The following is a 15,673-nucleotide window of genomic DNA, read 5'->3' as shown; positions in this document are numbered from 1 at the left end:
CAACCTTGGCGTACAAACGCATCTGGAACAGGGATGGAGCAGAGCCGCCCTCGATCTGGCGCAAGATCTGGGTGCGACGCACCTTCGTGATGAGATTGGGTGGGCCACGGCGGAACAACGACCAGGCGTTTACAATTTTGCGGTCGCGGACAAGTACATGTTGCCGCTGATTGAAAAAGGTATGGTACCGCTTATCGTCATCACCGACAGGAATCCTTTGTACGACAACGGTGATACGCCGCACAGTAAGGAGGGTCGCGAAGGTTTCGCCGCCTGGGTAAGCGCCATTATCAGCCACTATGGAGTCGATAATTTAAAGATCGAAATCGGGAACGAATTCAACTCGAGCGATTTTGTCAGAGGTCCATTTACCCAGAACCCACCGGCATATCTGGCTGCACTGGTTCGAACGGTACGCACGCGCCTGGAGCAGGATCATCCCGATGCCAAGATCATCTGCAGCGGCTTAAACACAATTGCGATCGGGTTCTATCGTGAATTTTTTCGTCAGGGCGGCCTGCAAGCCTGCGATGCGATTTCCGTGCATCCTTATCGCGACAACCCCAATACGGTCCTGCCAGAACTGAATCGTCTGAAGGCCTTGATGCAGGAATACGGTGGAGAACGCCCAATCTACGTAACCGAGTTCGGCAACTGGTTTGAAGATCAGAATGATGCACCTGATTACATGATCTTGATGGTGACACAAATGGCGGCATCCGGGATAAACGACGCGTATTGGTATGCGTTGCTGGATGAGCCTTGGTGGCCCAATATGGGCTTGCGTACGCAAAACGCTGAAAAACGAAAACCCGCAGCGGACTCATTTGAGTTTCTACAGCGTGAGCTCCTGCCATTCGGCCGTCCTGTCGCAAGCGAAACGATTGAACCAGCGCGGATCTACGAATTTGGAAAAAACGGTGAAGCTTTCGTCGCGTGGGGCAGCGGCGTACTCGAAGTGAAAGGAGTGGCTGAGTTTTTTGACGCTCGCGGCCGCCCCATTGATCCTGTGAACACTCTGACAGATTCGCCAATTCTGATCATTGGACAGAATCTGAGAGTCGAGTTGTCAGTACAAACAGTACACGCGGACACGCGATACCAATTCAATCAGCCACCATGGAGCTACTTTGCCAGACGCCCCAGCATCGGTCTGGTTCCGCTGGAAATCATCGATTGGTATTGGCCGAGCTACCGCGGCGCACCTGATCTTTCGCCTCTTCGCATCACTGACGACGGCGTGACGACCGCGCGGTTCAATGGCAAACCTTACACCGCCATAGAACGATTTACTGCACAAATGGATGGTCGATTTATAGTGAATGGGCAGTGGAAAGCCTCCTCAGAGACCGAACCATCGCGCCTGTCTATCTTGCACAAGGGAACACCTGTTCACGAGGCCGAAGTTACAAGTGATGGCTATACTTTGCCCGAGATTGGATTGGAATTGCAATCTGGTGACACGGTGGATTTCGAAATCGCACCGACTGGCCCAAATGGCGATGGATCCGTAAAACGCCGGATCAAGATATCAGGGCCACCCGTTTCGCATCCGGGTGGCTCCGAAAATCGCTTATAGTCCCCGGCGGGCACCACGACGATAGGATTTCAGCGAAGGTTTGCGCGGTGCGCTGTCCTCCTCTGCCCGATTGTCAGCAAATGCGGCAAGGCGCGCAATTGAGGGGTATTCCAATAGGTGTCTCGCCTCAACGTTCAAATCAGCATCGATCATGCGCGCGGCAATACGGAATACTGTTAAGGAATCTGCGCCCAACGCAAAAAGGGTTTGCGACGTTGAAATTTGATCGATACCCAGAGCGTCTTCCCAGATTTTTGCCATTTTCTTTTCCGTCGGCGTACTGGGCTCAGTGTACAATGCGGTGACTGTCGCAACAACGTCCGGATCAGGCAGAGCTTTGCGATTCAATTTTTCGTTGCCGGTTTTGGGCAAATTACTGAGGAATACCCAAGCAGTCGGCACCATGTAGTGCGGCAGCCGTTCGGCCAATGCCGTAGTCAGGCTTTCCGGTTTGGGATCATGTCCTGGCTCGGCAACGACATATCCGACCAGCTGCTTGTCTCCACGCGGCGAAGGACGCAAAGTCGCGGCGGCCGCCTGAACGCCGCGCACCGCGCGCATTGCCGTTTCAATCTCTCCAAGCTCGATGCGGAAACCGCGCAATTTGATCTGCCCATCATTGCGACCCAACACTTGGATTGTGCCGTCGACCAAACGGCGGGCAACATCGCCGGTCTTATACAAAAGACGTGGGTGCCCGTTCAGGGACACTTCACGAAATGCTGCTTGTGTTAGATCGTCGCGTCGGAAGTACCCCTTCGCCAACCCTGTACCACCAATGTTCAGTTCGCCCTCAGCCCCGATTGGCAACGGCTGGTCGTCAGGACCAAGCACATGCAATTCGGTATTGGCTATGGGATGACCAATCGTAATCAGTTCGCCCGAATGAACCTTTGAAACAGCAGACCAGATCGTGGTCTCGGTCGGGCCATACATGTTCCACAGATCCGCGCCGCTTTCCATCAACCTCTCTGCGAGATCGGCTGGCAAGGGTTCACCGCCCGCCAACATGGTCAAACCTTTGTCAGGCCGTAACCCAGCTTCAAGAAGCATGCTCCACAGCGTAGGCGTGGCCTGAATATGCGTGACATCGCCACGCTTCAAGCGTTCGACCAATCGGAACCCGTCCAGAACGTCTTCTTGTGCCGCGATAACCACTCGACCACCCTGCAGCAACGGCAGGAACAGTTCCAGAACCGAGATATCGAACATCGTTGTAGTCACTGACAACATTACCGATTGCGGGTCGAAACCGGGTTCGTCCGCCATAGACGTCAGGAAGTTGATCACCGAGCGATGGCCGATCTCAACCCCTTTTGGCGTGCCGGTAGAACCCGAGGTGAACATCACATACGCCGTTGGATCAACTCTATCTGCGATGATCAAAGGAATGCCACCCGCTCTTACTTGACTCATCTGAAGCTCAGGCAGATCAAGACCTTCAGCGCAGTCGGGTAGATTGCCCTGATCGTGCAGGACGGCAGAAACATCTGCCGTCTCAAGTATCATGCGCAGCCGCGATGCGGGTTGAGCGGGATCAATCGGCACGTAGGCGTTGCCGCTTTTCAAAACGCCGAGCAAAGCTGCCAGGCATTGTGATGACCGAGACATGGCCACGGCAATCCGGCCGCCGGACCCGCGGACAAGGGCCTGGATGTCAGCGGCGACCGCATCACTTAGCCGGTCAAGTTCCGTGTAGCTGAGCTGTCCCAGATTATCCTCAACTGCGATCGCGTTTGGATAAGTTTTGGCAGTTTCCGAAATTAGCCTGTCGAGCGTTGTCGCCTGTGGCAAAGCCTCGCTCGTTCGATTCACCGTCTCCAGCATCCACTCGAGCTCGTCGGCGGGCTGAACGTTAACCCTAGACAGAGGGCGCGCGGTATCCTCTGCCAGTTCGGAAAGAACTGTCTCAAAGTACTTCATCCAACGCATCACCGTGTCTTCGTTATAGACGTCAGTGTTGTAATCGACATCCACTCGCAGACCGTCGCGACGTTCGATTACGTTAAAGAACAGGTCGAAATTCACAGCTGTTTTAGGGTTGGGTGCCGACGTCATGCTAAGCGGGCCCATATCTACGGCCTCGCCCAGTCGTTCCAGATTGAACTGCACTTCTGTGAGCGGTAACCGGTTCAACGTGCGCTCGATATTCAGATCGCGAACGAGCGTTCCGTAGGTATAATCCTGGTGGTCAAATGCATTCATTACCTGATCACGAACCTGAGTCAGAAAGTCAGCAACCGAAGCAATCGGGTCTTGAATGGCGCGGATCGGTAGGAAATTGACGCAGTGACCAACCATTTCATTGTTATCCAGCAAGGCCTGCCCGCCGGTTGGCACGCCTATTACCAGATCATGAGACCCGGTCAGCCGTCCTAATACAATCTGCAACGAGGCAAACAGCGTTGCAAACAGCGTACAGCCCTGTGCGGCACCGGCCTTACGTGCCGCTGACGCGACATCTCCCGATATGCGCGCCGTGCAGGTCGCACCGGAGAATGTTTTGATTACAGGCCTAGAATGATCTGTTGGTATTTCCGGCAATTCAGTAGGTTCTGAATATTGTTCTTCCCAATAGGCGCGCGTCGCCGGTAGCACATTTTTATCGGATTGTGCGACGGCATAGGCTGCGAAAGACGGGGCCGGCGGAAGGTTCGCCGGCGTACCCGAAACCTCTGCTTTGTAAAATGCCACCAAGTCCGAAGCCATTACGTTGTATGACCAACCGTCGCAAACGATATGGTGTGCATTGATGATCAGAACATGTTCTTCTGCCGACATTCGTGCAAGGAAAGACCGTATGGGAGGCCCCAAAATCAAGTCGATTTCAATCGAAGAGTCTTCGTACACGAGGCCGGCCAACGCAGCTTCTGGATCTTCTTTGTCACTCAGATCATGAAGCGTAAGCTGCAGCTCGAATGGATCGATAATGTTGAACGTCTCACCGTTTTTGGCAAAGACCTGACACAACCCATCATGCCGTTCAATTACACGGTTAAGCGCCTGTTGTAATGCGTCTTGGTCCAATGGACCCGTTAGACGGAACGAGGCGCTTTCATTGAAACTGCACGACGCTTTCTCTCCCAGTTGACTGGTCATCCAAACTTCGCGCTGTGCTTCGGTCAGGGGGATACCTTCGGTTGGCGGTTTGGCTACTGGCGTTGTAGCGACGGGTTTGGCTTTCCCATCGCCGACAAGGATACCAACGCTTCTGAGCGCATCGATGGATTGTTCAAACGCGTTCACAACCGCATCGAAGTCCTGTTCAGTATGGGCAGTCGTAAAGAAGCAGGCGTACCCGACCTGAACATGGATACCGGCCATCTTCATGAGCGGGTAAAACAGGGCGGCATTGGGATCGAAGCCCATTAGTTTTGGAACAAACCAGCTTGAATAGCTTTCGACCAATTGCGGCAACCCGCGCGCTACAAGAATGGCATTCATCCTGCCGACTGCATCAGCCGTGCGGGCGGCCGTGCGCTGCCAAAGATCGGACCCATTTGTGCCCATATGTTCTAGCGTTGCGTCCACCGCGGCAACAATCAACGGATGGCGAACGAACGTTCCCGCAAAGAAGGTTGGAGAAACTTCCGGGACCGAGTCATCACCGAACTGCCACATGCCGCCGTCGAGTGCATCCATAAACCGGGCTGAACCCGCCAGCATGCCAATTGGCATACCGCCTCCGATTACCTTGCCGTAGGTTGCCATGTCGGCCTGGATATCCCACTCGCCCTGCATTCCCCGGGCACCAACCCGGAAACCGGTCACAATTTCATCCATGACCAAGGCCGCACCGCTTTCGCGTGTGATATGGCGCAGTTCACGCACAAATTCCTGAGGGCGTAGGTTTGGGTTCCGGCTCTGTACTGGTTCGACAACAACAGCAGCGACTGAGCCAATATTTTCGCGAATCCAGTCGATGCTTTCTGGCGCGCCGTACGGCAACACAACCATGTTGGACAGGCTCGAGCGCGGAATTCCCGGTGTAATCGGCAGAGCCGCAGGGTCGCCACCACGTGACTTGCCTTTGACCAATACTTCGTCGAACTGGCCATGGTAGTCACTGCCAAATACCACGATCTGGTCGCGGCCTGTTACCGTTCGTGCAATGCGCATTGCTGCCATCACAGCCTCGGACCCGGTGTTGCAGAAGGTAGCACGCTCATGACCTACAAATTTTGCAAAGCGTTCCAGAACTGGGCCGGCGAGATCACATTGCGGTCCAATTGCAAAGCCACGTTCCATCTGACGTGATACAGCATCAATGACAAAATCCGGCGAATGGCCAAAAGCTATAGGCCCGAAACCACTGACCAGATCTATGAATTCATTCCCGTCGATATCCCACAGGCGCGCACCTTTGGAACGATCGGAAACGATCGGGAACACCAACTCCTTCCATTCAGCGCGAAACCCTGCTGCCGTGCGTGGGTCGGCCATCACAGACCGGTAGGTCTGTACATACTCTTTGGATTTGGCGTGTCGCTGGCTGTAACTGGTTGCCAAGTCTCGCGCAAAGGCCAGTTGCTCGGACGTAAGGTCGCCGCCCGCTGCATTGGTTGCACGTCCGATCGAAAAGGTGCCTTTGCTCGCCGCATTTTTGCGCAGCGCAGGAACTACTGGTTTAATCTCTGTCTCAACTTTTGGTGTACTGGTCACAGCAGTAGGTGCCGCTGTCTGAGCTCCAGACAAAGCCTGAAGCTGTTGTGCAAAAAGTGACTGCATGGCATCGACCTGCGCCTGCATGACAGCAGCGACTGACCCATCACCAATCGGCGCGGCGGGCACAACTGATGGTGGCAATACCGCAGGAGCCACGGGTTCCGTAGCGCTTTGCGTGACCGTTTGTGTGGCCTCCGGTTCAACCGAGGGAACAGCCGTTTCGGGGGGTAGGCTTTCATCCAGGTAATCAACGAGCGCCTCAGCGGACGGATAGTCGGACATCAATTGCCGGAATGTCAGATCGATCCCGTAATCAGCATTCAATTTTTGGGTGACCTGTCCGAGGAACAAGGAGTCAAACCCAAGTTCCAAAAATGTTGCCGGTGCATCTTCTGGCCCCAGATCTTCACCAGAAACTTCGCTCAAAATGGCTAGAATCTCACTGATCAGGCGCGGCTTGCGCTCAATCTGTTCTTGTGAATTGGATGTCGGCATAGAAGAGAACTCACTTAAACTTGAAACAGGATTTACGGTTGCCGTGGTCGGTGCGGATGACGAGGAAGTTGCTGCTCCGATGGAAGGCGCTGGCGCATCGACCCAATGCAGTTTGCGTTGGAATGGATAAGTTGGCAGAGGTACGCGCCGGTTTCCGCGCGGACCCAGCTTGTTCCAGTCTACATCGACGCCGCATCCCCACAGGCAACCCATTGCAGCGGCCATCGCGACTTCATCCGTTTCTGGACGGGTGTGATCCGGCAAAGACTGTATGACCGCAACCGAGGCATCCCGCGGCAATGTTTGGATGCTGAACGCAGATAACGTGTTCCCAGCGCCAACCTCGAGCAACGCGACTGGATCTTCGGTCACGAGTGTCGAAACCGCGTCCGCAAAATTCACCGCTGCTCGCGCCTGGGTCGCCCAATATGACGGGTCTGTGCATTCATTCTCGGAAATCCAATCGCCCGTTACACAGCTGACATATGGAATTTTCGTTGGTTGCAGCGTTTTTTGAGTGGCCGCTTCCAACAGGCCTTCACACACCGGATCCATCATGCGTGAATGAAACGCATGAGAAGTGTGAAGACGTGTACACGGGATACCGGCGTCTTTCAGTCGATCTTCAATCGACGCAATTGCATCAAAGTCTCCGGCCAAAACGTTTAAACGAGGCGCATTGCGCGCGGCGACATCGACGGTATCATCCAGATAATCCTCCAGAGCCTCAAGCGGCGCTCTAACGGACAACATCGCACCGCCTGGCTGATCCTGCATCAGTTGGCCTCGTTTCGCGATGATCGACAACCCGGTTTCAAAATCCATGACGCCACCCAACGTGGCGGCGGTGAACTCGCCAACCGAATGGCCAATCAATGACGCTGGGCTTATGCCACGAGCCATCCACAACTTTGCACAGGCGTATTGAGTCAGGAACAAAGCAGGCTGAGTCAGGCGGGTTTCGCGCAACGCACGCGCGAGGTCCTGGTCACTGGCGTCTGCGAAACACAGCATTGTCTTTACGTCTAAGCCAAGAACCGGGCGTAATATTTCCGCACCTTTATCAATCCACTGCGCAAATTCTGGTTCGGTTTGGTACAGACCGCTGCCCATGCCCGGGTACTGAGATCCCTGACCCGGGAACATGAATGTTACAGTTGGGTTGCCCTGCATCGCGGGCTTACGGATAGCGGGTGCAGCGCGTAAGGTTTTGGCGACCTCTTCAGGATCCGAGCCCGCGACAGCCTGACGATACTCAAAAGCGGCTCGTCCCTCTTGCAAGGTATAGGCCGCATCCGCCAGTCTCGGCGCGTCGGGTTTCTCCAAAGCATCCGCTAAGTCACCCTTCATTTCGGCCAAGGCTTCCGGCGTCTTCGCCGAAATGACAACCGTTTGAACGGAAGCAGTCTCAGCGTCCTGCACTATTTGCGGTGCCTCTTCCAGCACCAAGTGGACATTGGTCCCCCCCACCCCGAAAGAACTGACACCGGCGCGCAATGGTCCATCCGACACCCATTCCGAGAGGGAACTCGGAACCCGGAACGGAGTACCTTCCAGTTCTATTCTAGGGTTCAGACCGGAGAAGTTTGCCACAGGGGGAATCTTGCGATGGTTCAGCATCAGCGCTGTTTTGATTACGCTGGTTACGCCGGCAGCCGCATCCAGATGACCGATATTGCCTTTGACGGACCCGAGCGCACAGCCCCCTTCGACAGCTGCTTCGCCGAACGCCTGACGCAGCCCACTAATTTCAATTGGGTCCCCGAGAGGTGTCGCGGTTCCGTGGCATTCGACGTAAGTCACACTTTTAGGTTCGATTACAGCATCTTTGTGCGCTCGGCGAATTGCATCCGCCTGACCGCGTACCGTTGGTGCCGTGTAAGATATTTTGTCGGCACCATCGTTATTGATACCGCAGCCCAAAATAACCGCATGGATGTGATCACCGTCTGCAACGGCATCTTTAAGTCTGCGCAATACAACAACCCCGGCACCGTGCCCGAAAACCGTTCCGCTGGCTTCAGCGTCAAATGGTCGGCACGTGCCGTCATCTGACGACAACCCACCTTCTTGCGCGATGTATCCACGCTTTTGCGGAAAGGTGATCGAAACGCCTCCTGCCAAAGCCATGTCGCATTGGCACGCACGCAATGCCAACAATGCCTGTGAAATCGCGGTCAGCGACGTCGAACACGCCGTCTGTACCGTCATCGCAGGGCCGTGCAGGTCCAGCTTGTACGACACCCGAGTTGCTAGGCAGTCCCCAATATTGCCGGTCAGTTCAGAAATCTTTCCGGTCTGATAATTCGACATATACGCCTCGGCTGCCTGACGGTCGGCCAATATGTTTTGAATCAGATATGTGGTCGACGACGACCCCGCGTATACGCCCACCGGCATGCGTGTCCGCCACGGGTCGTGACCGCTGTTTTCCAAGGCATGATAGCAAATCTCAAGGAACACTCGGGCTTGCGGGTCCATAGTTGCCGCCTCACGGGCGTGCATCGTAAAAAACTTGGCATCGAACATCCCTGCATCCGAAAGGATGGGGCGGGCCGCTACAAAACTGTCCGATGCACGTTGTTCAGGCGTGAAGCTATCTTCAAGTTCGTCCGACGAGAATGGCTTGATCAGATTATCGCCGTTCTGAATGTGCTCCCAGAACTCATCAAGAGACTGTGAACCGGGCAGTTTAGCTGCCATGCCCACAATTGCGATTGCATTCTCAGGTAAGTTCAGGTCAGCCCGTTCCTCAACTCCTTGTTCTGGCTCCTGAGACAACAGCGACTCGTTTCCACTCACTTCGATCGCGGCTATCGCCTCGGACAAAGGGCCCAGACGCGGGACTTCGAACATGAGTGTAATGTCGAACCGTACGTTTAAACGTTTCATCACTTCTGCATGGACACCAATTAATTGCAGAGATGTTCCCCCAGCTTCGAAGAATGTTGCGCCTGCATCCAACTCTCCGCAACCCAATGTCTCATCATAAATCTTCGCAATAGTTCGTGCGATCTCGGCAGCGTCTAGCCGTTTACGGGCCGATTGGAATATTGGAGTTCGGATTGACTGGAAAACTGGCCCAGTGTTGCCGTTGCTTTCCAAGTCCTTCGATTCGACGCTGTCGACCAACGCTTCTCGGTCGATCTTGTTGCTTGGGGTTAATGGAAAGTCTGCCACAACCCGGTTCGTCCGAGGCAGGGCGCCCTCCGGCAAGGCTCTCCCGAGTTCTGCCATAACCTCACGGACGAAGGCGCGTTTATCAGCAGGCATATCGCCTGACGGTTTCAAAAAGGCTGTTATGCGTTTCTCACCCGTATCTGCCGTGGTCAAAGTAACCGCAGCATCCAAAATCATCGGCAATTCACGTAGGTGATGTTCAATTCCGTCCAGTTCAATGCGACGACCACCAATTTTCACCTGTCGATCGACACGTCCTAGAAATTCATAGACACCATCGTCGCGCTGGCGGACCAGATCTCCGGTCAAATACACTTGTCCGGTGTGAGTTGGGCGCGGATCTGAAATAAAGGACTCGGCCGTCCGTTCGGGTTTATTGAGATAGCCAAGTGCCACACTCGGTCCCGCGGCAACCAGTTGCCCGACCTCTCCGGCCCGCAGTTCGTTATGATTTTCGTTCACGACGAAACAGTCGCAGTGACCAGTCGGCACGCCTATCGGAATTGTACCACCAACAAGGTCCGCTTCGGTGACGACGTGCATCGTGGTTAGGGCGGAGTTTTCTGTGGGACCGTAACCGTTTATGACTTCGATTCCGGGATGCGCATCTTTGAGACTACGAACATGTGAAGGGGACAGCACATCACCCGCCGCACCAAAACGGCGCAAACTGCTTAGCGCATCAAGGTGATGTTCGATCAGCAGATGTGACATTCCGGTGTAAAAGAACGCGACACTTACACCATGACGGGAAATAGTTGCGGCAAGCTTGTCCAATGCCGGCTTGGGCTCGGCCACAACTGCGACCGACCCTCCGTTCAAAAGCGCAGGCCATGTTTCCCAAGTGAAACCGTCACATGCAATGGTCGAACTCGCCAACGTTATGTCGTTGGGAAGGACTTGTCCGATTGGTTGATCAAAGCCGAGCCGAACGATGGACCGATGAGGTAACACAACACCTTTTGGCTGTCCGGTCGATCCAGACGTATACATTATGTAACAAGCATCCAGACCAGTTCTGTTCGGAAAGTCGCGCTTCTCATCGGGATCAGAATTCAATAGGTCGAGCGCATTCAGACTTGCAACCCGGTTCGAATTCAGTTCATCGGCAATGGGCTTGTGGTGCTCCTCCCACAGGATCGCGGATGGTTTGGAATCCGCAATAACGTACCCTGCTTGCTTTATGTCATAGGCTGGGTCCAATGGCACAAAGGTCCCGCCCGCACGCATGATACCGCACATGGTTAGGATTGCTTCGGGCGTGCGATCCATGATCATCGCCACGTTGTCACCCGGAAAAACACCCTTTGACATCAAATGCAGGGCAATTCTATCGGCGGCATCTGCAATTTCCGCGTACGTGTACCCCCGATCGTCACCGATCAGCGCGACCTTGTTTGGTACGATAGCGCACACGCGAAGCATGCTTTGATAGAGGTCCAGCGCAGGATCAAAATTCAAAGAACGCAAAGACCTGACGGCAGAACCATTTAACATATCAACCCCTAAAACCGACCAAAGGGGGTTATCGTAGCAAACAGTGCAAAATAGGTTGCGTCTTTGACAATTGCCCTACGAAATTTGCGCTACGGCCCCTCAGGTCAAATACATCGGCAAAACAAACGAATTCGATGTAGACAAGCGTATTGTATGCTTTTCTGGCTGTCGACTGCCGGCTGCCCATGGCAGCATCAAAGAGTCGCTGTTGGTCGAATGAACTGGCAATCTGACCTGCATGACTTTGAAAAATAGATAAAAATTTGCAGGAGGATGCAACAAGGTCCGTTTGAGCACGTCTTTGGACGACTCGCGTTTAAGTTCCAAAAACCCACCAATCTTCTTTCCATCCGACTATTTATTCCCACCCCGACACAATCAGAGCAGTCTGAACCTTCAATGCGGGAATTTGCGCTTTTTTGCCCAGAGTCGATTCTGAGCCGTAAAGCGAAAAAGAGAAACTTGGCGAAGGGTTCTACGCTTAACTTTTCCGGACATTTTGAGACGATGCTGTATTGTTAGGGTCGCCTTACGGCACGAAAGCCCTACCCTCTGCCTCATGACCGAGCCCCTTTCCTGCACACAATACTCGTCTTTGATTGTTGTGCTTGGTGATCAACTCTCAATGAATATCTCTGCGCTGCGCGCGGGTGATCGGGACCGTGACACAATCTTGATGGCCGAAGTCATGGAGGAAGCTCGTTATGTGCGACATCACAAAAAGAAGATTGCTTTCGTTCTTTCCGCCATGCGCCATTTCGCGGCGGAACTTAAGTCGGACGGGTGGACCGTGCGCTACGTTCAATTGGATGAGCCGGACAACACGCAAAGTCTGATCAGCGAAATCGCGCGAGCGAAGCACGATCTAAGAATTAAGCGCGCGATCGTGACCGAGCCCGGAGAATACCGTCTGGTCCAAGAGTTCGCGCAGTGCGAAGGGTTGGAAACGGTAGCCGATGATCGGTTCCTTGCCAGCCATCATGACTTTCAAACCTGGGCCGCAGGTCGCAAACAGCTTCGGATGGAATACTTCTATCGTGAGATGCGCCGCAAAACCGGTCTGTTGATGTCAGACGGTGAACCTGAAGGTGGCCGCTGGAACTTTGACGCCGACAATCGCAAGCCCGCCAAAACTGACTTTTTCTTACCTCGCCCGTTGGAAGTGGAGCCGGATGAGATCACGCGGGACGTTTTGGAGTTGATAGAAGCACGCTTCCCTGACCGTTTCGGAAAGCTGGAACCGTTCTGGTTTGCCGTCACGCGAAAGGGCGCCTTGGCGGCATTGGATCATTTTGTCGAACATGCCCTGCCAAAATTTGGAGACTACCAGGATGCGATATTAAAAGGCGCGCCGTTTCTGTACCACTCGGTCCTAGCACAATACCTAAACGTAGGTCTTCTTTCCCCGCTCGAGATTTGTCAGCGCGTTGAACGGACTTACTACGACGGCCACGCACCTTTGAACGCCGTTGAGGGGTACATTCGCCAGATAATAGGTTGGCGCGAATTTGTACGAGGAATCTATTGGTTGCGAATGCCTGGCTACACACGGTCAAACTACCTGTCCGCACACCGCTCTTTGCCTTCGTTTTTTTGGACAGCGGATACTGATATGGCGTGCATGGCAGCCGCAATCGTACAGACTCGGGACGAAGCATATGCGCACCACATTCAGAGGTTAATGGTGACCGGAAATTTTGCCCTGTTGGCTGGAATTGATCCGGTTGATGTGCACGAATGGTATCTGGCTGTTTACTCCGACGCCTATGAATGGGTCGAGGCTCCAAACGTGATCGGCATGAGCCAGTTCGCCGACGGGGGTCTGTTGGCGTCAAAACCATACGCCGCAAGCGGGAATTACATCAATAAGATGTCCGATCACTGCGTCTCGTGCAGGTACGATGTTAAACAGAAAACCGGCGATGGCGCATGCCCGTTCAACCCACTTTATTGGGATTTTCTGGCGCGAAATGCCAACCTACTGCGCGGCAATCCCAGACTGGGCCATGCGTACAGAACTTGGGATCGAATGACCCAAGAAAAACAACAAGAGTATCTAAACAGTGCCAAAAGGATATTGGAGCGACTGTGAACCGAACGAAAGAAAGACCCATGCCAACTGCCAAATTCAGACTGACGTGTTAAGCGCCTCGCTGCAATGACGTCTGATCCGATAATGTACACTAAGGTTAAACGCATCCAAGTAGCGACGTACTCCGAATTACAGTCGGCCCCTGCACTTCGACCACTCGGCGTGGCATAGTCCATTCGAGACCAATACTTAGAAGGCGCATACATGTCCGAATTTACTGTAAACCTGATCGGAGCGAGCCGGGTTGGGCAGACATTGCTGACCCTGTTTAATGTGTTGGATTATTGCCGGGTACAGGATGTTTATAGCGCCAGTCAAAGCTCGGCAGAAAAAGCCGTTCGGCGGGCGGGCGCGGGTCGTGTCGCAACTGATTTGTCAGAAATGCGAGCTGCCAATCTTTGGATTATCACAGTCCCCGCACACAAATTTCTGTCGTTGCATCTGACCTCATTACAGCGCGTTTGGCAAAGGACCGCTCAGCCGAACGATCCATAGCCTTTCACTGCAGCGGATTTCTCTGCGCTGATGAGATGGCCTTATTGCGAAAGCTGAACTGGCGTTTGGCCAGTGTGCATCCGGTCCTATCATTCGTTGACCCCGATACGGCAAAAAAACAGTTCCGAGGCGCTCTTTGCGGTTTGGAAGGAGACGCCGATGCTTTGTCGATCCTGCAACCTCTGCTGGAACGGCTCGGGGCGGAATGTTTTTTAATCCGCTCCGAAGGAAAGAGCCTATATCACGCGGGAGCGGTGATCTCGAACAACTTTGCCGTAGTACTGCAAGCCATTGCGCGTGAAGCCTGGGCTGAAGCGGGTATTGCGGACCATATCGTGCCACAGTTGAACTCTAAATTACTGGAAGGCACAGCGGAAAATGTCGTTGCTCATGGACCGCGACACACATTGACGGGCCCAGCGGCGCGTGGGGATGAACGGGTAGTGGCCTCTCAAGGCCGCGATGTAGCAGATTGGCATCCACAGGCCGGAGTCGTCTACCGAGCCTTAAGTGACATGGCCGGGTTATTGAAAGTAACTGGTGTAACTAATGCCTCGGTTAAGTCTTCAAAGAAATAAGTGCTATTTCCCCCGGGCTTCGGCCCGCGTGATCCAATCGGCACCGGCATAGGTGATCGTCAAAACGTGGACTTCCCGCAAGTCTTCGTCGATCGTAAAAACAATAACCGCACGCTTCGCCGCTGGAATAGCGCGTAAACTTGGTAAAACATGATCCCTTCGCGACCCCTTGTGCGGCAACGTCTTTAAGCCCTGGGCCACACGCGCAATCTCATCCAGTTTGCGCCTTGCCACCCGAGGTCCAGCGTAGTCTGTTATCATCTCTACAATCCGGTTTAGGTCTTCGGAGACTGCAGGATGGTAACGCAGGCGATAGGTCACTCAGCGGAATCCAGTCTACGTAGCGCTGTCGCGAAAGCAGTCTCGTGATTAACAAATTCCTGGCGCGGAGTTGCGGCACGACGGCGGATTTCTTCGGCCATCGCCTCAAGCGCAGTTTCACGAGCCTGCTCATCCTCGATCATCCGTTCGACAGCAGCTGCCACGGCAGCAGAGGCCGACGCATACACCCCCTCACCCACTTTTTCCTTGAGAAATTGGTGGTGCCTATCTGTAAAGCTGAGTGTGGTTTTGACGGTCATCGCAGCGTCCTTTCACAGTAATACTTAGTCATACCGACTTGCGAGTCAAGCCAGCGAAGATGCGATTCAACATACCCTTTTTCAGGTCAGATATCCGGTCACGTCTTACGATTTTGCCTAGGCAAATGTGTGCCTGGGCCGCCGTGGCGTGTTATTTTGATCAACTAGTAAAGCTCATTTCACTCTCCAGAAATGCTTCAGGGCTATCCACTTCCTCAAGTTTGCGACCATTGATCCACCAGAACCGGTTACCAACGTTTCTCAGAAAACTCCGGTCGTGGCTGACCAGCAAACAGGACGCGCCGTGGGTGACCAATTCGGCCTCCAGTGCCTCTTGACCTTCGATATCCAGATGGTTCATCGGCTCGTCCAGCAGATAAAAGTTCGGGTTCCTAAGCCGCAGGACCAACATCGCCAACCGCGCCTTTTGTCCGCCGGACAGCACCTCGATCCGGGTGTTCTGCATTTGGAAATTGATAGCCGCACAACCAAGCGGCACAATTGCCGGGCG

At 53.9% G+C, this 15,673-nt stretch carries 6 protein-coding genes and 1 pseudogene; 3 read left to right on the top strand and 4 right to left on the bottom strand.

What is annotated here, in order from left to right; translation table 11 throughout:
* The first annotated feature begins 157 nt into the window (after positions 1–157).
* Positions 158–1,579, top strand: a complete 1,422-nt coding sequence (locus tag DS906_RS20295; RefSeq protein WP_147235322.1) for a hypothetical protein — start codon at positions 158–160, stop codon at positions 1,577–1,579.
* On the opposite strand, the gene DS906_RS20290 is transcribed toward DS906_RS20295, so the two are convergent.
* Entirely contained in the window at positions 1,574–11,344 is a 9,771-nt protein-coding gene (locus tag DS906_RS20290; RefSeq protein WP_158541346.1) for a non-ribosomal peptide synthetase/type I polyketide synthase, read from the bottom strand. The two genes, DS906_RS20295 and DS906_RS20290, sit on opposite strands and share 6 nt — an antisense overlap.
* A 631-nt stretch (positions 11,345–11,975) precedes the next feature.
* On the opposite strand from DS906_RS20290, the gene DS906_RS20285 reads away from it, so the two are divergent.
* Together DS906_RS20285 and DS906_RS20275 are read left to right on the top strand one after the other, a co-directional pair.
* Positions 11,976–13,508, top strand: coding sequence for a cryptochrome/photolyase family protein (locus DS906_RS20285; protein ID WP_113791879.1), 1,533 nt, complete (start codon positions 11,976–11,978; stop codon positions 13,506–13,508).
* 461 nt (positions 13,509–13,969) lie between these two features.
* On the top strand, positions 13,970–14,581 hold the full coding sequence (locus DS906_RS20275) for a DUF2520 domain-containing protein (RefSeq protein WP_233494857.1): 612 nt from the start codon (positions 13,970–13,972) through the stop codon (positions 14,579–14,581).
* A gap of 3 nt (positions 14,582–14,584) precedes the next feature.
* On the opposite strand, the gene DS906_RS20270 is transcribed toward DS906_RS20275, so the two are convergent.
* The 3 genes and pseudogenes from DS906_RS20270 to DS906_RS20260 all read right to left on the bottom strand — a co-directional run.
* Positions 14,585–14,902 carry a type II toxin-antitoxin system RelE/ParE family toxin gene (locus DS906_RS20270; protein WP_113791876.1) on the bottom strand — a complete coding sequence of 106 codons (318 nt, stop codon included), beginning with the start codon at positions 14,900–14,902 and terminating at the stop codon, positions 14,585–14,587.
* On the bottom strand, positions 14,899–15,162 hold the full coding sequence (locus tag DS906_RS20265) for a type II toxin-antitoxin system ParD family antitoxin (protein WP_113791875.1): 264 nt from the start codon (positions 15,160–15,162) through the stop codon (positions 14,899–14,901). The genes DS906_RS20270 and DS906_RS20265 overlap by 4 nt, the downstream gene beginning before the upstream one ends.
* A gap of 160 nt (positions 15,163–15,322) precedes the next feature.
* A pseudogene (locus DS906_RS20260) lies at positions 15,323–15,673 on the bottom strand (ATP-binding cassette domain-containing protein); the annotation flags it as partial.

This window comes from Ruegeria sp. A3M17, assembly GCF_003318255.1.
Taxonomy (GTDB): Bacteria; Pseudomonadota; Alphaproteobacteria; order Rhodobacterales; family Rhodobacteraceae; genus Ruegeria.
The sequence above is the reverse complement of the archived record's forward strand: the minus strand, read 5'-3'. Positions and strand labels throughout refer to the sequence as shown.